Annotated in this window: 13 protein-coding genes; 4 read left to right on the forward strand and 9 right to left on the reverse strand. The window is 56.3% G+C overall.

Translation table 11 applies throughout. The annotated features are described in order from the left end of the window. Positions 1-12: 12 nt before the first annotated feature. The 6 genes from bcsC to bcsR are packed head-to-tail and all read right to left on the reverse strand — an operon-like array spanning position 13 to position 10,540. The gene (gene bcsC, locus QNN88_RS15850) at positions 13-3,510 is read right to left on the reverse strand and encodes a cellulose synthase complex outer membrane protein BcsC (protein WP_414241059.1); all 3,498 of its coding nucleotides are present in this window, start codon (positions 3,508-3,510) and stop codon (positions 13-15) included. Beyond that, a complete protein-coding gene (gene bcsZ / locus QNN88_RS15855) occupies positions 3,492-4,598 on the reverse strand; it encodes a cellulose synthase complex periplasmic endoglucanase BcsZ (protein WP_414241060.1) in 1,107 nt (368 codons plus the stop codon). Before bcsZ ends, bcsC begins: the two co-directional genes overlap by 19 nt. A 6-nt stretch (positions 4,599-4,604) precedes the next feature. Beyond that, positions 4,605-6,959, reverse strand: a complete 2,355-nt coding sequence (gene bcsB, locus QNN88_RS15860; protein WP_414241061.1) for a cellulose biosynthesis cyclic di-GMP-binding regulatory protein BcsB — start codon at positions 6,957-6,959, stop codon at positions 4,605-4,607. Between the two features lie 10 nt (positions 6,960-6,969). Further along, positions 6,970-9,591: a UDP-forming cellulose synthase catalytic subunit gene (gene bcsA, locus QNN88_RS15865; RefSeq protein ID WP_414241062.1), complete on the reverse strand. Its 2,622-nt coding sequence runs from the start codon at positions 9,589-9,591 to the stop codon at positions 6,970-6,972. After that, positions 9,588-10,340: a cellulose biosynthesis protein BcsQ gene (gene bcsQ, locus QNN88_RS15870; RefSeq protein ID WP_414241063.1), complete on the reverse strand. Its 753-nt coding sequence runs from the start codon at positions 10,338-10,340 to the stop codon at positions 9,588-9,590. Before bcsQ ends, bcsA begins: the two co-directional genes overlap by 4 nt. Positions 10,341-10,351: 11 nt before the next feature. Beyond that, positions 10,352-10,540, reverse strand: a complete 189-nt coding sequence (gene bcsR, locus QNN88_RS15875) for a cellulose biosynthesis protein BcsR (protein WP_042323607.1) — start codon at positions 10,538-10,540, stop codon at positions 10,352-10,354. A gap of 289 nt (positions 10,541-10,829) precedes the next feature. On the opposite strand from bcsR, the gene bcsE reads away from it, so the two are divergent. The 4 genes from bcsE to QNN88_RS15895 all read left to right on the forward strand — a co-directional run bounded on the left by bcsE (position 10,830) and on the right by QNN88_RS15895 (position 15,858). Beyond that, positions 10,830-12,389 (forward strand): cellulose biosynthesis c-di-GMP-binding protein BcsE, encoded by a 1,560-nt coding sequence (bcsE, locus tag QNN88_RS15880; protein WP_414241064.1) that lies wholly within the window; start codon positions 10,830-10,832, stop codon positions 12,387-12,389. Continuing rightward, complete coding sequence (gene bcsF, locus QNN88_RS15885) at positions 12,386-12,577, forward strand: cellulose biosynthesis protein BcsF (RefSeq protein WP_414241065.1); 192 nt, start codon at positions 12,386-12,388, stop codon at positions 12,575-12,577. Before bcsE ends, bcsF begins: the two co-directional genes overlap by 4 nt. Continuing rightward, complete coding sequence (gene bcsG, locus QNN88_RS15890) at positions 12,574-14,253, forward strand: cellulose biosynthesis protein BcsG (protein ID WP_414241066.1); 1,680 nt, start codon at positions 12,574-12,576, stop codon at positions 14,251-14,253. Before bcsF ends, bcsG begins: the two co-directional genes overlap by 4 nt. 306 nt (positions 14,254-14,559) lie before the next feature. Next, complete coding sequence (locus QNN88_RS15895) at positions 14,560-15,858, forward strand: transporter (protein ID WP_414241067.1); 1,299 nt, start codon at positions 14,560-14,562, stop codon at positions 15,856-15,858. A gap of 65 nt (positions 15,859-15,923) precedes the next feature. Here QNN88_RS15895 and dppF read toward each other — a convergent pair whose 3' ends face one another. From dppF to dppC, 3 genes are read right to left on the reverse strand one after another with little or no spacing between them, the layout of a single operon-like run. Further along, the gene (gene dppF / locus QNN88_RS15900; RefSeq protein WP_414241068.1) at positions 15,924-16,937 is read right to left on the reverse strand and encodes a dipeptide ABC transporter ATP-binding subunit DppF; all 1,014 of its coding nucleotides are present in this window, start codon (positions 16,935-16,937) and stop codon (positions 15,924-15,926) included. Further along, complete coding sequence (gene dppD / locus QNN88_RS15905; protein ID WP_414241069.1) at positions 16,934-17,917, reverse strand: dipeptide ABC transporter ATP-binding protein; 984 nt, start codon at positions 17,915-17,917, stop codon at positions 16,934-16,936. Before dppD ends, dppF begins: the two co-directional genes overlap by 4 nt. Before the next feature lie 10 nt (positions 17,918-17,927). Further along, positions 17,928-18,830: a dipeptide ABC transporter permease DppC gene (gene dppC, locus QNN88_RS15910; protein ID WP_414241070.1), complete on the reverse strand. Its 903-nt coding sequence runs from the start codon at positions 18,828-18,830 to the stop codon at positions 17,928-17,930. Positions 18,831-18,833 lie beyond the last annotated feature (3 nt).

Consider the following 18,833-nt stretch of genomic DNA (forward strand, 5'->3'; position numbering starts at 1 on the left):
TGATCATTTTTCTTACCAGTCTGCGTAAGGCACCAGCGGTTGCGGCGGTAAATCCATATCACCCTGCCATCCTGCGGCGGAATAGCGAACGTATAGCAGCAAATGACTTGGCGCGTAGTCTTTTGCCTGTTGAATATCCACCGCGGTCCCGACAAACCAGTTTGAAGTCACCCGACGCTCAATAAGCGCCCGCGCGGTATAACCAAAGCCCTGACTGCTGCCGCCGGCATTGGTTTGCTCACTTGCCTCTTGCTGGTAATCCGTCGGGATAAGGTTCATTAACGGATAACGCGGCATCGTTTTGGTGCGCGAATGCGACCAGGAAACCGAACCGCCCAGTTCCCAGGACCAGTTTTCCGTCCGCTGACGCCACATCACCGGCACCGCGAAGGAGAGATATTCCTGCGGGCTGTAGTAGCCGCCGTGGCCCAGCGAATAACCGCTCAGGTCTTTGTCGTAGTGCCAGATCATATTGTTCAGGCCCACGGTGACGCGGCGATTATTCTCGTTGATGATTTTGTAGTAGTAACCGGTCATCCAGCGGACGCGCCAGTTATCCTCGACGTTTTTACCGGTTAACCGATCGGCGCCGAGTGAAGCCCAGACGCCGTTGGCTTCGCCTTTGTCGTAGCTGAGGCTGATCCCGCCGCCGTCAGCCCGCACGCCACCCCATTTTTTACCGGTGTTGACGTCGTTGCTGTCACCGTTGTGGCTCTGCGCATCTTTTTGTCCGCCAAACGCCAACAGAGAACTGGAAATCGGACGGCGGTGCGCGTTCAGGGTATAACCCAACGGTCCGACATCATTGCTGTAGCTGACGCCGCCGACCACATCGACGACGTTGAAGCCCATCGGCGTGGTGCCAATATCCCAGCTCCAGGTGTCATTCTTCCAGCCAACGGCAACACTTGCGCCGGTATCCGACTGGCTGCGGCTGCCGCTACAGTCTTCCAGCGTACAGGTGCCCCAGTTATTGTCATAGCGGCCATTCGCATCGGTCGAGAAGCTGCCTGCATTCATGTTAACCAGATCGGTACGGAAGAACATACGACCATCCGAATACGGCGCATCCACATGCAGCATGGTGGTATGCGCTTTCAGATCGGAATAACCACCGGTACCGCTCGACCCCCAGTAGTCATGCTCCAGCGTGACGTTCAGATCCTGCTGACGATACAAATCCGCCGCATCGCTGCGCACGCCGCGCTTGAGCCAGTCATCTTTCTCATCATTGCGGGTCAGACGGGTGAAGGTGTCGTTATCCTGCGGTCGCGTTGGCGTAATGCCGGACGCCACCATCGCGTCTTTATAGGTATCCAGCGCCTGCTGCGGCTCGCCGCTCTGCGCCTGGAAATTCGCGGCGTCACGCAGCACCATTGCGCTTTCCATTGACGGCGGCTGCGCTTTGGTCTGCGGAATCAGGGTGTTGAAAGTCTGTTTTGCTGCGGCGGTATCGCCAAGCTGCATTTGCGCCAGCGCGATCCGCCGCTGCATGTTGATCGACGGCGTCTGCGTCGCAGGCAATTTTGCCAGTTGCGCTCGCGCGGCGGTCTTGTCACCCTGGGCGATATACACTTCCGTCAGCCCCAGCATGGCATCAACATTGTCCGGTTCGCGCGCCAGTACGGCGTCGTATGAACCTCGCGCCGCGTTGTATTCCCCGCGTTGCTGCGCCCAGTCGGCCAGCGTTAAATCGAGACGGGTTGAGGCGGGCTGTTGACGTAACAGCGCTTCGGCCTCGGCTTCCCGACCGCTGTCGCGCAGGCGGTTCGCCGTTTCCAGCACCTGATTGCTCTGCAACCGGTCTGCCAGTTCCTGAATGTTGCTGTTCCACTGACTGCGCGGCAGGCTGTTGATATGCGCCAGCGCCGCCCTGTCCTGATTATTGCCAGACAGGTACAACCCGTACGCGTAAACCTGTTCCGGGTCGTTGGGTTTTTGCCGCGCCAGCGCGCTCATCTGTGCGTCCGCCTGACTGCGCTGCCCGGCCTGCCACAGATCGCGTGACAGACGATACGTTATCCAGACGCTGCCTGGATCCAGCGCCAGTCGACGGCGTTGCAGTTCCGCCGCCTGTGCCCAATTGCCCTGGTTTTCCAGCGTTTCGGCCTGCTGCGCCAGACGATCGTTTTCCAGCCCGCGTTCAATATCATCAATGCTGCGACGCTGGCTGGCAGAGAGCGTGGCGATAAACGCGGAGGCTTTTTCCGGCGACTGCGCGCGATAAAGGTTTGCCAGACCGCGAACAGCGTTGGTATTACCGCTGTCCATGCGCAGCGTCTGCTGATAGTAGCGTTCGGCAGCCGGATAATCTTTCCGCGCCATTGCCGCATCGCCCAGCCCCAGCACCGCATAACTGTCGGTATTGTCGATGTTTCTGGCCTGCTGATAGAGGCGTTCCGCCTGGTCAACATTATTGGCCTTCAGCGCGGCATCGCCCTGCTGAATCGCCAGCCAGTAACTGTTCACTTTCAGCAGGCTTTCCCACTTGCTGCGACTCCCGCTTTGCGGATCCATCGCCAGCGCTTTCTTAAACTGGGCAACGGCGCTGGCGCGATCGCCACGCTGAGAATAGGCCTGCCCCAGCGCTCCCACAGCTTCGCTGTCGTTTTGGTTGGCTTTCACCGCCTGCTGTAATTCGGAAACCGCCCGTCCGCCCTGTCCGGCTTCGACTGCCGCCAGCCCCTGCGCACGTGCGCGGAATGCCGGATCGGAGAGCTGTTTTTGCTGCTCGCTAAGCTTACTGCGCGCCGCAGTCACGCTGTCCCCTTCACTGAACACCGTGAGGTATTTTTGCAGCGCCTTCACGCTGGCGTCGCTGACCGGCATATCTTTAATCTGGGTGTACCAGATCGTGGCGGCGGCATTGCGCCCGGTATTGGATTTCGCCATCTGCTCCAGAATCGCAAAGCCTTCGGCCTGGCGATCGTTATCAAACAGCAGTTGTGCCAGCGTATTTTGTAGCGTGTTGTTGCCCGGACTACGGGCGTTTATCGCCTTGAGTTGGTTGATAGCCTGATTACGGCGGGCCGGAATTTTTGCCACCGCGCTCCAGTACTCCACTTCCAGGTCGCCTTCCGGCGGGTTGCCTTTGAACAACTTATCGTAGGCGGCAACCGCTTCCTCAGCATGCCCGGTCGTCGCCTGTAAACGCGCCTGCTGTAACGACTGACGCCCGTCCGGTGTCGCTAACAGCATGGTGGTTTGCGACGATTTATAGGCATTAGAACCCGGCGCTAGCTGAGAAAGTCGATCAAGCTGTTTCTGCGCGCCGTCGTTATCGCCCTGACGCAGCATGTAACGAAAGCGAGCGGCAATCACGTCAGGATTATTCGGGTCAATCAGTTCGAGGCGATAGAGCGACTGACGCACCAGATCTTCACGATGCGTGGCTTCTCCCAGCCGCACCTGTTCCAGCAACTGCTGTTGCGCCGACGGCGCGGCGTCGGCAAAGGGCATCAGGGCAATGCCGAGCGACACCCCGAGTAAACTTAATTTGAACTTGCGCATTCCTGGCCCCAGTCAGGTAGTAACTCACCTTTGGCGGTGAAGCGATAACGATGCTGATCCCACCCTTGTCCGAAGAGGGTTAGCACGTAGCTGTAATAGGCATCGCTGCCAGGGAAATGGTCTGTTACGCGTTGTCGCTGCACCGCTTGTGCATCGCGGTTTTGCAGGAAAGGCAGTAAGGCCGCAGAAAAGCCCACCGGGCCATTGCCCTGCGCTTTGCCGCTGGCGACATCCACTTTCTCCGGCGGGAGGCCATTTTTAGTTGTCAGGGTTGCCATCGGTTTAAATTTTGCCAGCAGCCGCGCTTTCTGCGGGTCGCCGTCATGCATCATGCCCGCCCACAGATAAACGCGAATCGCGTCGTAACTGCTGACCAGCGTTTTCTCTGGCTTCAGTTGCCAGCCTTTGTTTTTCTCATAACGTACCCAGTCCGGCGAGAAACCTTTCGGCGCCGTTTCTAACAGCAGTCGCTGGTTGGTTTCACGCAGGGTGGACCACGGCGCGCCGAAGCGGGTGAAATATTGCGCCAGTTGCGGCGGCAGATAGCTTGGGTTGAAGCGCCAGGCGCTGGCTTCGGCAAACCCAATCTTGCCGGGTAACAGCATCGAACCCAGCCCCGGCACCGTCACCACTTCTTCACTGGCAATGCGTTTCAGCAAAGCTTTGCCGATGTCGGTATAGCGCTCAACTTTCCATAAGCGGCCCGCCTCCAGCAGCGACCACGCGATCCAGATATCGCCATCAGAGGCAGAGTTGGTATCCAGCACCGTCCAGGTAGAGGGATCTTTCTGTCCCCACAGCCAGGCGGGCAGATGCTCTTTCAGCGAACCTTGTGCCAGATTATTCTCTGTCCATGCCAGCAGCGTATCAAAGGCCTGGCGATCGTTAGCGGCAAGGGCAAAGAACATCGCATAGCTTTGCCCTTCCGAGGTGGTGATTTTACGTGCGTCGCTGGGATCAATTACCCGCCCTTCCTGACTGATGTAATCCTTTTTAAATTGATCCCATGCAGGCCAGCTACAGGCCGCCTGTACACTCAGTGCGGCCAGCATTAACACCATGACTATCCCACTGCGCAACGCGTTCATTTTTTATCACTCATGATCCGGATCGAGACGACGGCGACTGATGATGCGCAGCAGACGCCACAGCACCCAGGCCAGTAACACCACGCTGATGGCCGCCAGTACCGCTAACAGCACCGGATGGTTAGCCAGCGCGTACCACAGACGTTCAAACCACGGCAGGTGACCCACGTAGTAGATATCGCCGACGCGTAAACTGCTCACACCCGATTCACGAATCACCGAGACGGAACCAAACATCGCCGCCCGTTTACCGCTGTCATTGATGGCCTGGTTCAGCAGCTCATAGCCACGCGGACTGTCCGCCAGCAGCGCCACCACGCTACGCTGATCGTTAAACGGTGACTGGAAGCCGACGACCGCAGCCATGGGTCCACTTGACGTTACCGTCGCCTGCGCATCCGCTTTGCGATCGGCTTCATCCGGCATGATGCTCGGGAAGGTCGTCTGGCGCATCGGGGTTTTCACCCAGCTTTGCGCCGCCTGGACCAGCAGGTCGATACGCTTATCATCTTTCAGTTTGTCCGGGATCGAGCCGATAATCAGGATGTCCGCATCTTTGCCCTGAATCTGGCTGCTGTCATCGGTGATGGTCAGGTTAATCGCCGGGAAGCCGGTTTGTGCGCCGATCGTTCCTGTCGCGTCGAGCAGCGTTTCCATCTGCGCTTCGTTCGGCGTTTTCGGCATTACGGTGATGGTTTCCGACAGGTCCGCCATGCGGCTGAACGGGAAGCCCGCATTCGCAAACGCACGCAGATCCGGCATCGCAATAAAGTGGTAGTACTTCGAGAAATCGATGGTGGAGTCGTCGCCAATCACCACATGGTTCGGCACCGGCTGGAAAGTAATACAGTTTTCAACCGAGCCGCCCGGCATCGGGTTCATGTACTCGAAGTCAAACCGCAACTGGTTCATCGCACCCAGCTTCAGCGCCGGAATGGCGACATCCGTTTTACCGTCCAGCAGCCCTTGCAGCACCGGCAGACGCAGCAGCAGACGATTGCTCTTCTCATTGCTGGTCAGACTAAAGGCTTGCAGGAACTGGTTGTTCAGGCTGATATCCATGCGCGAGCTGTCTTTGGTCGGCGGCGTGGTGTAACGGTAATTGAGATTCATATCAATACCGGTACTGCGCAGCAGATAGAGATCCGGCGGCAGGTTCAGCGAGACGTTGATCGCGGCAGGTTCCATCCCGGTGGACTGCAACTGCTCTTCATAGGTTTTCAGTTCGCCGAAGGTGACCGGGCGATCCGTACGCACCCAGTTCGGCGCATCGTAGGGTTTACGCGCCAGCAGCGGCTTCACGTCGTTCACTTCCACGCTGCTCCCGCGGAACAGGATATTGCCCTGGGCAATTCCTTTCGCCGCCTGTAGCAGATCGTTGTCGTCACGACCAAACACCACCAACAGTTTCACGTAAGGGTTATCCGGATGGCTGATCATTTCGATCACTGGCCCTTTCACCGGCGGATGTTCACGCAGGAAGTCCGGGCGCTTATCGTTGGTGGCAAAGACGATCGCATTTCGATCCGGCAGGGTGTTATACAACACCGGGAAGTGCTGACCACGCCAGCCCGAACGGGCGCCAAACCAGGAAGAAACTATCGATGCCGCCTGTTGCAGGGTACGATCCGGCGATCCGGCGAAGACCATAGGTAACGTCACCGCACGATTGTCACGCGGATCGAAGAACGGAACCGGGAAGTGCGAGAGATCGTTTTTCACTTCCAGCGTCTGGTAGGTCAGGTCCAGCATGCTGCTGCGCCCCACGTCCAGCCACAGCGTACTGCTGGCCGGGTTTTCACAAACCTGCTGATAGTGGCCGACAAACTCCAGCCGCACACGGTTAAAGTCGGTGATGAACAGCGGGTTGATCGGCATTTGCGCCAGCGTCTTTTTGCCCAACTGTTCTTGGGTCACCGGCAGCACGCCCATCAGCTCATCGTTCAGATAGACCTTGAGCTGCGACTGTATCGGCAGCAGGGACGGCGACGGGGTGTACTCCAGATTCAACACGGCTCTGGAGACCACTTCATCGCTACGCATGCCAAATTCAATACTGCCGTTAGGGTTCACACCACGCAGCACCATGCTGCCCGGCGGCGGCGCGATCTGCGCAAACGTCAGCTTCACGTCCCGGGAAGGGCCATTCTGCGCCACAATCGGCGCATCCGCTCCCTGAACGCCCGGCATCACCTGACCCACCGGCTGATTTTCATCTGCCTGTGCAGGGGTGGCCGCCGGGGCCACGGTTGGCTCAGTATTAATCAGTGGTTGCGTTGCCGGCGTCGCATTTGTCATGAAAGAAGGGATTGCGCTCATCCCCATTGCCACTGCACAAATCCAGGAAAGTTTTCTTTTCATCGCGTTATCATCATTGTTGAGCCATAACCTGATCCGGCTGTTGCACCGCCACCTCGTCCTGCTCCGGACGGCGTGGAATGAACGACACAATCCAGGAAACCAGAGAAGTCAGAGACCGGAAAACTATTTTGACGGAAGACGGGGAGAACTCCGCAAGATGGCGATAGCCACGGAAACCCAGCTTCAGAATATCCAACAGGCTTTCCAGGGGCTTATCTTCCGGATAGCTGTCCTGCCAGAGCGCCCATGTATCGGCACGGGCAAACGTACACTGCACAAAATCGATATGCTGTTTGGTGGTCAGTGGCATCAGTTGCAGCCCCACCTGTTCACCCCAAACGCGGGCCACTTGTGTCGGGAAGACATATTCCTGCTGGCCGCGTTTGAGCAGTAAATTCACTTTCTGCCCTTCCAGCACCTGGGCCTGACCATTGATCTTGATCCCCAGTCCGCCGTCGGAGAAATCATGGACGGTGCACGAGAACAGGTGTCCGTCCTCACGGGCAATCGCCGCCGGCATAGAAATTTCAACGCGGTGTGAGCGGCGAACCTGTTTACTTTCCACCGACACCGCCACCGCGCCGCCGAGGATGATCAGGTTGTAGAACACCCACACCAGGCTGACGATCACGGTCAGCATTTCATTTTCCGGCCCGTAGAAGTAGCGCCAGACGCCGACCGCCACGCCGAACAAATTAATCAACACCAGATAGATGTACGGACGGGAAATTACCCAGTCGACGTACTCTTCCTCCACCAACCCGCCTTTCGCAGTAACGTTAAACTTCCCTTTGTGCGGGTTGATCAGCGCCACCAGCGTCGGCGGCGCGATATACCAGGCCAGCACCGTTTCGTAGATTTCACTCCAGAAGGAGTGGCGGTACTTACCCTGAATCTTCGAGTTGGTCAGGCTGGCGTGAACCATATGCGGCAGTACGAACAGCGCGATCATTAGCGCTGGCGCATAGATGATATAAGCATGCAGCAGCAGGAATGCCAGCGGTGCGGTCAGGAAAATCAGTCGCGGAACGCCCGACAGGAAGTGGAACATGGCGTTGACGTAACATAATCGCTGGGCGAACTTAAGCCCCTTGCCGGTCAACGGGTTATCGAGCCGGAAAATCTGTACCATCCCGCGCGCCCAACGAATACGCTGACCGATATGAGCAGACAAACTTTCGGTTGCCAGTCCAGCCGCCTGCGGAATGCGCATATACGCAGAGGTATAACCGCGACGGTGCAAACGCAGCGAGGTATGCGCATCCTCAGTCACCGTCTCAACGGCAATACCACCAATTTCATCCAGCGGTTTACGGCGAATCACCGCACAGGAACCGCAGAAGAAGGTGGCATCCCACATGTCATTACCGTCCTGCACCAGACCGTAAAACAGCGTGCCTTCGTTTGGCGTCTTACGAAAACGTCCGAGGTTGCGTTCAAACGGGTCCGGCGAGAAGAAGTGGTGCGGCGTCTGCATCATCGCCAGTTTTTTGTCTTTCAGGAACCAGCCCATCGTCATTTGCAGGAATGAACGCGTCGGCACGTGGTCGCAGTCAAAGATCGAGACGAACTCGCCTTTGGCGTATTTCAGCGCGTTGTTAATGTTCCCGGCTTTGGCGTGCTCATGGGTGGTGCGGGCGATATATTTCACCCCCACGGTCTGGGCGAACTGGCGGAACTCTTCACGCCCGCCATCGTCAAGGATCCAGATATTGAGCTTATCTTTCGGCCAGTCGATACCCAGCGACGCGTAAATGGTGTTTTTCACCACGTGCAGATCTTCGTTGTAAGTCGGCACAAAGATATCGACCGACGGCCACTGCGACATATCTTTCGGCAGCGGTACCGGCTGACGGTTCAGCGGCCAGACAACCTGGAAGTAGCCCAACACCAGTACAATCCACGCATAGGTTTCGGCAAACAGCAGGATCAGCCCGCAGACCAGACTGACCGGATCGTCCCAGTTCAGCGTGGAGGTATAGCGCCACCAGATATAGCGACACGATACCGTTAACGACAACACAATCAGCATCAGCGCGGAGAAGCGACCCGGCATGCGGCGCACGATCAGCGCAACGCCCCACAGCAGCATCAGGAAGATAAACTGCGCCAGCGGGTTAAACGGCTGGGTCACGCATATCAGCGCCAGAATCAACGAAAAGGTGACAATAATCCCGATGATAAAGCGACGCGCGCCGGGACTCAGATGACCAAGCTCTTTTTGTTTATCCAGGTGCGTGGTGTTTTGCGTCACGCGTCCCGGTAGCGCATCCATCCACTGGTGATAACGCCCTCTGACGCCTTGCAGACGGGAGAAGGTCTGCCAGCGTGGCTGCGTCGTCTCCTGATATGGTGAGGTCGCCATCAGCCATAAGGTCTGAATAGCGTAACGCGCCGGATCCAAAGGGCGCGGGCGCGCGGCGTTGATATGGGGATAGAGCGCTTTACGCTCTGCACGGATACGCTGCCAGCGCGGGTGCTCCAGCGGGATAAAGACCCACGCGAGAATAACCCACAGACAGCCCAGCGCCGCGCTGAAAGGCGACGCGCCATGACGACGATAACCCTGATAGCGTTCGCCTAAGCGAGCGCTGACCGGCGGGATAAGCAACCACCGGGACAGGACACTCATGATGCGCTCCCGACTGGGGATTTAAGGCCTGAGTAATGTAATAAACACCAGTTTGCCAGCGTCAGTACTTCTTCCGCGGCCAGCGAATCGCTACGGTATTCACCCAGCGGCTGTTTGGCAGCCATACACTCCGCCATCGCTTCATCGCGATGAATCACCATCGGCAGCAAACGACGTTGGCTTTGAAGCCAGACCTGATAGAGATCGTCCTGCAACTGACTGCCAACACGTAAATCGTTAATTAAAATATGCGCGCCCGCCGGCAACGACTGCTGATGCAAACGGACATGGCAGTTGGTGTCGGCTTTGACAATCGCCAGCGTGTGGTCGCACTCATTGACCAGTTGCCGGGTCAAGGGCGCAGATCCGGGAGGCAGATCCAGTAAAATCCATGAGTATCGTCCACTCTCTTTCAGCGCACGAATACCCGCCACGATGCCGCCCAGTCGTTCCAGCCAGCGATCGGGGTATTCACGCTCCTGCGCCGTCAGTTGACCAAACGGCAGCAAATCAAGCTGCGAGGTATAGCGCATGCCGCCCTCCTGCCATTCACGACCATCCAGCATCGCTCTGGCCCAACCATCACGATGAGCGAAATCGACATTGAATGACAGGCGCAACAAATTATCGGGGCTGGTATCCACAACCAGTACGTTTTCCCCTAATAATTGCAATGACCAGGCCAGTGCAGCGGCGATCGACGTCGTGCCCACTCCGCCCCGTATGCCCTGAAGTCCCAGAATGGCCATCCACGGCTTCCTTATTGTTGTTGCGCAAATTCAGCCAACAGCGGCCAGCGTTTAATCGCGGCGGCAAGCTGTTCACGCTGGGAAATATCGGTGTAATCAAATTCTGGCAATGAAAAAGCCTGACTTAATGCCAGGAAGTCATTTTGAAAGGTATAGCCCAATGTTGAATCAGTTTGCGTGCCGGGTTCGTTGTCAGACATTTCGTTTTATCCCTTTGAATAGACTCGCTATGCTTCAAACATTTTTTTCTTTTCACATCCCGCTTCGTTCTCACCGAATTTCGGCAAGGCCAAATGTTGCTCATTTTCTGAGTTGTAGTATCGTAAAAATACGCATCATGGAATCGTAAAGACCGATGTTACAAGGTTTCTCGCTCGCCAAATCGATTCACATGCTAAATCTGATACGTTTTAATTTCAATGTTAGGTTTATTTCTGGCCTTTCGCTAGTAAACTGATAAACAGATAAAATAGCGAACCGAGGAACGCTGTGGACCCTGTATTTTCAATTGGCATCTCATCATTATGGGATGAACTACGCCATATGCCTGCCGGTGGAGTCTGGTGGGTTAATACCGATCGAGTTGAAGACGCTATCAGCCTGGCGAATCAAACGATTGCCTTTCAGACCGGGACTGCAAAAGTTGCGGGCATTTCTATGGGCAGCGATCCTGGGAAAATATTCAAATTAGATGAATCTCACGGCCCGGAAAAAATTCAGTTATTTTCCATGCCAAATTCGGAGAAGGGTCTATACTTTATGACCCGCGACTTGCTCTGCTCTCTGGATCCCACGCATTACTTATTCATTCTTATTTGCGCAAATAACGGCTGGCAAAATATACCGGCTGAACGTTTGCGTCAGTGGCTGGATAAAATGAATAAATGGACGCGTCTTCATCACTGTTCTGTAGTCGTGCTTAACCCCGGCAATAATAACGATAAACAATTTTCTCTTCTTATGGGGGAATACCGTTCGCTTTATGGGCTCGCCAGCATGCGCTATCAGGGCGATCAGCATTTGTTTGATATTGCTTTCTGGTGCAACGAAAAAGGAGTCAGTGCTCGCCAGCAGCTTACCGTCCGCCATCATGATGGGCACTGGGAGCTGGCGCAGAAGGAAGAAGCTGAAATCCAGCCCCGTAGCGATGAAAAGCAGATCCTGAGCAATGTAGCCGTGTTAGAAGGTGCGCCGCCACACTCCGAACACTGGAAATTATTCGATAATAATGAAGCTTTATTCAATGAGGCGCGTACGGCTCAGGCCGCAACCTTAATCTTTTCCCTTCAGCAAAACAGCCAGATCGAACCGATGGCGCGAAGCATTCATACCCTGCGTCGCCAGCGCGGAAGCGCGCTGAAAATCCTCGTGCGAGAAAATATCGCCAGCCTGCGCGCCACCGACGAACGCCTGCTGCTAGGCTGCGGCGCCAATATGGTGATTCCGTGGAATGCCCCGCTCTCACGCTGTCTGACGCTGATCGAAAGCGTCCAGGGCCAACAGTTTAGCCGCTACGTGCCGGAAGATATCACAACGCTGCTGTCGATGACGCAACCGATGAAACTGCGCGGTTTCCAGAAATGGGACGTGTTCTGTGAAGCGGTCAATAACATGATGAGCAACACCCTGCTGCCTGCCGACGGGAAAGGGGTGATGGTGGCGCTGCGGCCCGTTCCGGGTATCCGCGTTGAGCAAGCCTTAACGATGTGCCGCCCGCACCGTACCGGCGATATCGTCACCATTGGCGGCAACCGCCTGGTGCTGTTCTTGTCGTTTTGCCGCGTGAACGATCTCGATACCGCGCTCAATCATATCTTCCCACTCCCGACCGGCGATCTCTTTTCTAACCGTATGGTCTGGTTTGAAGATAATCTCATCAGCGCTGAACTGGTACAGATGCGCTTACTGGCGCCAGAACAGTGGGGACAACCGCTGCCGCTGACTCAGAACGTGAAACCGGTCATTAATGCTGAGCATGACGGCAAGACGTGGCGCCGCATTCCGCACCCGCTACGCTTACTGGACAATGAAACGGAGCGTTCATCATGATGACTATCAGCGATATCCTGCAGATCATTATTGTTTGCGCGCTGATTTTCTTCCCGCTGGGCTATCTGGCGCGCCATTCACTCCGCCGGATCAGCAATACGACCCGGCTGTTATTTGCAAAACCTCGTTATGTTAAACCGGCCGGAACATTGCGCCGCACGGTGATTTCCAGGGCAACGAAAAAATGACTCAACATACGCAAAACGCATCACTGCCTTCACCACTCTGGCAATACTGGCGAGGCCTTTCAGGCTGGAACTTCTATTTTCTGGTCAAGTTTGGCCTGCTCTGGGCGGGCTATCTGAATTTTCACCCGCTGCTGAACCTGGTGTTTATGGCCTTCCTGCTGATGCCGATTCCGCGTTACAGCCTGCATCGTATTCGTCACTGGGTTGCCATTCCGATCGGTTTTGGTCTGTTCTGGCACGATACCTGGCTGCCAGGCCCGGAAAGCATTATGAGCCAGGGCTCGCAGGTGGCCGGCTTTAGCACGGACTATTTACTGGATCTGGCTACCCGCTTTATCAACTGGCAGATGATTGGCGCGGTATTTGTCCTGCTGGTCGCATGGCTGTTTTTATCACAATGGATTCGGGTTACCGTTTTCGTGGTGGCCATTATGGTGTGGCTAAACGTCCTGACGCTGGCGGGCCCCAGTTTCTCGCTGTGGCCCGCTGGTCAGCCGACTACCACGGTGACCACCACGGGCGGCACGGCGGCAGAAACGGTCGCGACCGCCGGAGGGGCGCCGGTCGTCGGTGATATCCCGGCGCAGACCTCACCACCGACGTCAGCGAATCTCAACGCATGGTTGAATACGTTCTACAATGCGGAAGCCAAGCGCAAAACGCCATTCCCGTCAGCGCTTCCTGCCGATGCGCAGCCGTTTGAACTCTTGGTCATCAATATCTGCTCGCTCTCCTGGTCCGATATTGAAGCCGCAGGGCTGATGTCGCACCCGCTGTGGTCGCACTTTGATATCCAGTTTAAGCACTTCAATTCTGCCACATCGTATAGCGGGCCGGCCGCTATTCGTCTGCTACGTGCCAGTTGCGGACAACCCTCGCACACGAACCTGTATCAACCGGCAGGCAACGAATGCTATCTGTTTGATAACCTGTCAAAACTGGGTTTCACGCAGCACCTGATGATGGGGCATAACGGTGAATTTGGCGGTTTCCTGAAAGAAGTTCGTGAAAACGGTGGAATGCAGGCTGAGTTAATGGATCAGAAGGGCTTACCTGCGCCGCTGTTGGGCTTTGATGGTTCCCCGGTGTATGACGACACCGCCGTGCTACAGCGCTGGATGGAAACCACGGAAAAAGATAAGGATTCCCGTAGCGCCACCTTCTATAACACCCTGCCGCTCCATGATGGTAACCACTATCCTGGCGTCAGCAAAACGGCGGATTACAAAGCACGCGCACAGAAATTCTTTGATGAGCTGGATGCGTTCTTCACCGAGCTGGAAAAATCGGGTCGTAAGGTGATGGTAGTGGTTGTACCGGAACACGGCGGCGCGCTGAAAGGCGACAGAATGCAGGTCTCTGGTCTGCGTGATATCCCGAGTCCATCGATCACCAACGTCCCGGCTGGTGTGAAATTCTTCGGCATGAAAGCGCCGCATCAGGGCGCGCCGATCGTCATTAATCAGCCAAGCAGCTACCTGGCGATTTCTGACCTGGTGGTACGCGTGCTTGACGGTAAGATCTTCTCCGAAGACAACGTGGACTGGGCAAAACTCACCAGCAACCTGCCACAAACGGCGGCGGTTTCGGAAAACGCCAACGCGGTGGTTATCCAGTACCAGGACAAACCGTACGTCCGCCTGAACGGCGGCGACTGGGTACCATATCCGCAATAACGAAGGTTGTTGAGGTTCAAGGTAAGCCCCCGTTTAGTTGCCAGGTTTATACCAGACAACGTGCGGGGGTTTTCTCTTTCCAGCAACTCACGCCGCCAGGGCCCAAGCCCCCGCAACGTTGCGCCTCACCGGGAAACCCCGGCTTGCCGCCGATTCTACGATAACCCGCCCGGCCCGACATCCAACACGCTTTCGCTTTGCGCGACGCCTCGCAATCAGCCAACTGGCAGAGACCCACACTCTTCTGTAGAATTGCGTCCCCTCGCGGTCATCAAGCCGTGACGGCATTATTTGGCAGGGGACTCCATGCAGCACGACACATCACCACTTTCCAATCACCGCGTATCCGGCAAACCGGCGTCGCAGAGTTTACCGTTTACCCGCTACGATTTTGGCTGGGTTCTGCTATGTATTGGCATGGCGATTGGCGCAGGCACGGTATTAATGCCGGTACAGATTGGGTTAAAAGGCATCTGGGTCTTTATTACCGCCTCTCTGATTGCCTATCCCGCCACCTGGATCGTGCAGGATATCTACCTGAAAACGCTCTCCGAGAGCGAAACCTGCAACGACTATACCGATGTTATCAGCCATTACCTGGGGAAAAATTGGGGCGTCTTCCTCGGGGTGATCTACTTTCTGATGATTATCCACGGCATATTTATCTACTCGCTTTCCGTGGTGTTCGACAGCGCATCGTATATCCGTACCTTCGGTCTGACGGACGCCGACCTTTCGCAGTCGTTGATCTACAAAGTGGCGATTTTTGCGCTCCTGGTGGCGATCGCCTCCGGCGGCGAGAAGTTGCTTTTTAAAATCTCCGGCCCGATGGTGGTGGTGAAAGTCGGTATCATCGTGGTGTTTGGACTGGCGATGATCCCCCACTGGAACCTGAGCAATATCACCGCCTTCCCGGAGGCTTCGGTGTTCTTCCGCGACGTGTTGCTGACCATTCCGTTCTGCTTCTTTTCGGCAGTCTTCATTCAGGTGCTCAACCCGATGAATGTTGCCTATCGCAAACGTGAAGCGGACAGACTCCTCGCAACCCGCATGGCGATTCGCACGCACCGTATCAGCTACATCACGCTCATTGCGGTGATCCTGTTTTTCTCCTTCTCGTTCACCTTTTCCATTACCCACGAGGAGGCGGTCTCCGCCTTTGAGCAAAACATTTCAGCGCTGGCGTTAGCCGCACAGGTCATTCCTGGCCCGATTATCCACGTCACCTCGACGGTGCTGAATATCTTTGCCGTGCTGACCGCGTTTTTTGGGATCTACCTGGGATTTCATGAAGCGATGAAGGGCATTATTTTGAATGTGCTGGGTCGCGTCGTTAACGTCGGGAACATTCCTTCGCGTGTGATCACGCTGGGGATCTGCGCGTTTATCGTCACCACGCTGGTTGTCTGGGTTTCGTTTCGGGTTTCAGTGCTGGTGTTTTTCCAGTTGGGCAGTCCGCTATACGGGATCGTCTCCTGTCTTATCCCGTTCTTCCTGATCTATAAGGTCACCCAGTTGGAAAAACTGCGCGGCCTGAAAAGCTGGCTGATTTTGCTGTACGGCATTTTGCTCTGTTTGTCGCCGCTATTGAAGCTGATCGAGTAAAGGCCTTACCTGGCCTACGGTGATTTGTAGGCCGGATAAGGCGAAGCCGTCATCCGGCACTTTTGTCAGATCGCTGGCTTCTGCGGGTTCTCATCCTGGTCAACCGCAAAACAGGCGACCAGTTGACCACTGTAGTCTTTCAACTGCGGCTGCAACTGGGTGCAGGGGCCGAAGCGACGACGGCAACGGGCATTGAACGCGCAACCCGGCGGCGGATTCAGCGGGCTGGGCAACTCGCCGGTCAGCTTGATGCGCTCGCGGCGCTCGTCCGGATTCAGACGCGGCGTGGCGGAGAGCAGTGCCTGGGTATACGGGTGACGCGGGTTATAGAAGATCTGATCCTTCGTCCCCTTCTCCACGCAACGGCCTAAGTACATCACCATCACTTCATCTGCAATGTGTTCGACGACTGACAGATCGTGGGAGATGAATACGTAGGACAGTCCCAGTTCCTGCTGCAAATCCATCATCAGATTCAGCACCTGCGCACGGACAGAAACATCGAGCGCAGAGACCGGTTCATCGGCAATCACCACATCCGGATCGAGCATCAGCCCACGGGCAATGGCAATACGCTGGCGCTGGCCGCCGGAGAACATGTGCGGATAGCGATCGTAGTGCTCGGTTTTCAGCCCCACTTTTGCCATCATCGCCAGCGCTTTTTCACGGCGCTGTTCTTTGCTCAGCGAAGTGTTGATCAGCAGCGGCTCTTCCAGAATCTGTCCCACTTTCTTGCGTGGATTCAGCGAACCATAGGGGTTCTGGAACACAATCTGGATTTTCTGCCGACGCAGTTTCTGCGCGTGCGGATCGTGCTTGAGCAGATCCTGCCCCTGGTAATACAACTCACCGCCGGTCGGCGTTTCAATCATCGTCAGCAGACGCCCGAGTGTGGATTTCCCACACCCGGATTCGCCCACCACCGCCAGTGTTTTGCCGCGTTCAAGCGTAAAAGATACGCCGTCGAGCGCTTTCACCAGACGCTCCGGAGAGAATATTCCCTTCTTCACCGGGTAGTGTTTTTTCAGGTCGATCGCCTGCAACAGCGGTTGTTGCGAGGTGGCCTCATGCGTACTCATAGTGTGGGCCTCCCGGCATCATCGAGTGGGTAGTGGCATTTCGACTGACGACCGCCATCCAGCAGGGCCAGTTCAGGTTCTTCACTGCGGCATTTGTCCGTCGCATAGGGGCAACGCGGGTTCAGCAGACAGCCCATCGGGCGGTCATATTTTCCCGGCACCACGCCCGGCAGCGAGGCCAGTCGCGCTTTATCCTGGGCAAACTCCGGCAGGGCGCGCAGCAACGCCTGGGTATACGGGTGACGCGGGGCGCGGAAGATATCGTGCGCCGCCCCCGTTTCCACCACCTGACCGGCGTACATGACAATGATTTTGTGCGCGGCTTCCGCCACCAGCGCCAGGTCATGAGTGATGAGCACCAACGCCATGTTTTCTTTCTGCTGCAGTTCCAGCAGCAGCTCGATGATTTGCGCCTGGATAGTCACGTCCAGCGCCGTCGTCGGCTCATCGGCAATCAACAGCTTTGGTCGACAGGCAATGGCCATCGCAATCATCACGCGCTGGCTCATCCCACCGGAAAGCTGGTGCGGATAGACATCCAGACGCGAGGCCGGATCGGGGATCCCCACCTGGTTCAGCAGATCAATCGCCCGCTGACGTCGGGTTTGCTTGTTACCGCCCTGATGCACCTTAATCGCTTCCATAATCTGGAAACCGACGGTGTAGCACGGGTTCAGGCTGGTCATCGGGTCCTGGAAAATCATCGCCACTTCGGCACCAACCAGGTTACGGCGCTCTTTCTCAGAGATACGCTTCAAATCCTGGCCGTTGAACAGCAGATTTTCCGCCATCACCCGGCCTGGATAATCAATCAGCCCCATAATCGCCAGTGAACTGACCGATTTTCCTGAACCTGATTCACCGACAATACCGACCACTTCGCCCTGATTCACACTGTAGCTGATGCGGTCTACGGCGCGGAATTCGGAGCCAATATCGCCGAAATGCACCGATAATTTATCTACATTTAATAACGCCATCTCGAACCTCTTACTGCTTCAGTTTGGGATCGAGCGCGTCACGCAGACCGTCACCCATCAGGTTAAATGCCAGCACCGTCAGCAGGATCGCCAGACCCGGGAAGGTCACGACCCACCAGGCGCTTTGTGCGAACTGCAACACATCAGCGAGCATGGTGCCCCACTCTGGTGTTGGCGGTTGCGCACCCATGCCCAGGAAGCCAAGCGCGGCCATATCGAGAATGGCGTTAGAGAAGCCAAGAGACGCCTGAACGATCAGCGGCGCAAGGCAGTTCGGGAAGATGTTAATGAACATCTGGCGCATCGCACCGGCCCCCGCCACGCGGGAAGCGGTTACGTAGTCGCGGTTAACTTCCACCAGCACGGCGGCGCGCGTCAGTCGCACATAGTGTGGCAGCGCCACGAACGTCAGCGCCAGCGCGGCGTTACCAATTGAGGGACCGAAGACCGCCACCAGCACCAGTGCGAGCAGCAGGCTCGGCAGCGCCAGCATGATGTCGACGATACGCATAATGATGTTATCAACGATGCCGCCGAAGTACCCGGCAACAAGGCCCAGCACGACGCCCATCACCAGCGACAGCACCACGACCAGGCAGCCCACCAGCAGCGACAGACGCGCGCCATACATCAGGCGCGACAGAATATCGCGGCCCACGTCGTCAGTTCCCAACAGATGCGCCATACTGCCGCCTTCCTGCCAGGCCGGCGGTGCCAGCAGCACATCGCGGAACTGGTCCGCCGGGTTATACGGTGCCAGGAAGTTGGCGAATACCGCAATCAGGATCATGATAGCGACGTACACCAACCCCACCACCGCGCCCTTGTTGCGTTTAAAATAGTGCCAGAACTCCTGCATCGGCGTCATCGGCACCGGCGCAGCAATAACTTTATTTTCAGTAACCTGTGACATGAT

The sequence above is a fragment of the Citrobacter sp. ANG330 genome, assembly GCF_047467925.1.
Lineage (GTDB): Bacteria > Pseudomonadota > Gammaproteobacteria > Enterobacterales > Enterobacteriaceae > Citrobacter_A > Citrobacter_A amalonaticus_G.

Coding starts and splice junctions, on each gene's coding strand:
- bcsF (WP_414241065.1), top strand. CDS start 12,386: ATGATGACTATCAGCGATATCCTGCAGATCATTATTGTTTGCGCGCTG.
- bcsZ (WP_414241060.1), bottom strand. CDS start 4,598: ATGAACGCGTTGCGCAGTGGGATAGTCATGGTGTTAATGCTGGCCGCA.
- bcsG (WP_414241066.1), top strand. CDS start 12,574: ATGACTCAACATACGCAAAACGCATCACTGCCTTCACCACTCTGGCAA.
- bcsR (WP_042323607.1), bottom strand. CDS start 10,540: ATGTCTGACAACGAACCCGGCACGCAAACTGATTCAACATTGGGCTAT.
- bcsQ (WP_414241063.1), bottom strand. CDS start 10,340: ATGGCCATTCTGGGACTTCAGGGCATACGGGGCGGAGTGGGCACGACG.
- dppC (WP_414241070.1), bottom strand. CDS start 18,830: ATGTCACAGGTTACTGAAAATAAAGTTATTGCTGCGCCGGTGCCGATG.
- dppD (WP_414241069.1), bottom strand. CDS start 17,917: ATGGCGTTATTAAATGTAGATAAATTATCGGTGCATTTCGGCGATATT.
- bcsC (WP_414241059.1), bottom strand. CDS start 3,510: ATGCGCAAGTTCAAATTAAGTTTACTCGGGGTGTCGCTCGGCATTGCC.
- bcsA (WP_414241062.1), bottom strand. CDS start 9,591: ATGAGTGTCCTGTCCCGGTGGTTGCTTATCCCGCCGGTCAGCGCTCGC.
- bcsB (WP_414241061.1), bottom strand. CDS start 6,959: ATGAAAAGAAAACTTTCCTGGATTTGTGCAGTGGCAATGGGGATGAGC.
- dppF (WP_414241068.1), bottom strand. CDS start 16,937: ATGAGTACGCATGAGGCCACCTCGCAACAACCGCTGTTGCAGGCGATC.
- QNN88_RS15895 (WP_414241067.1), top strand. CDS start 14,560: ATGCAGCACGACACATCACCACTTTCCAATCACCGCGTATCCGGCAAA.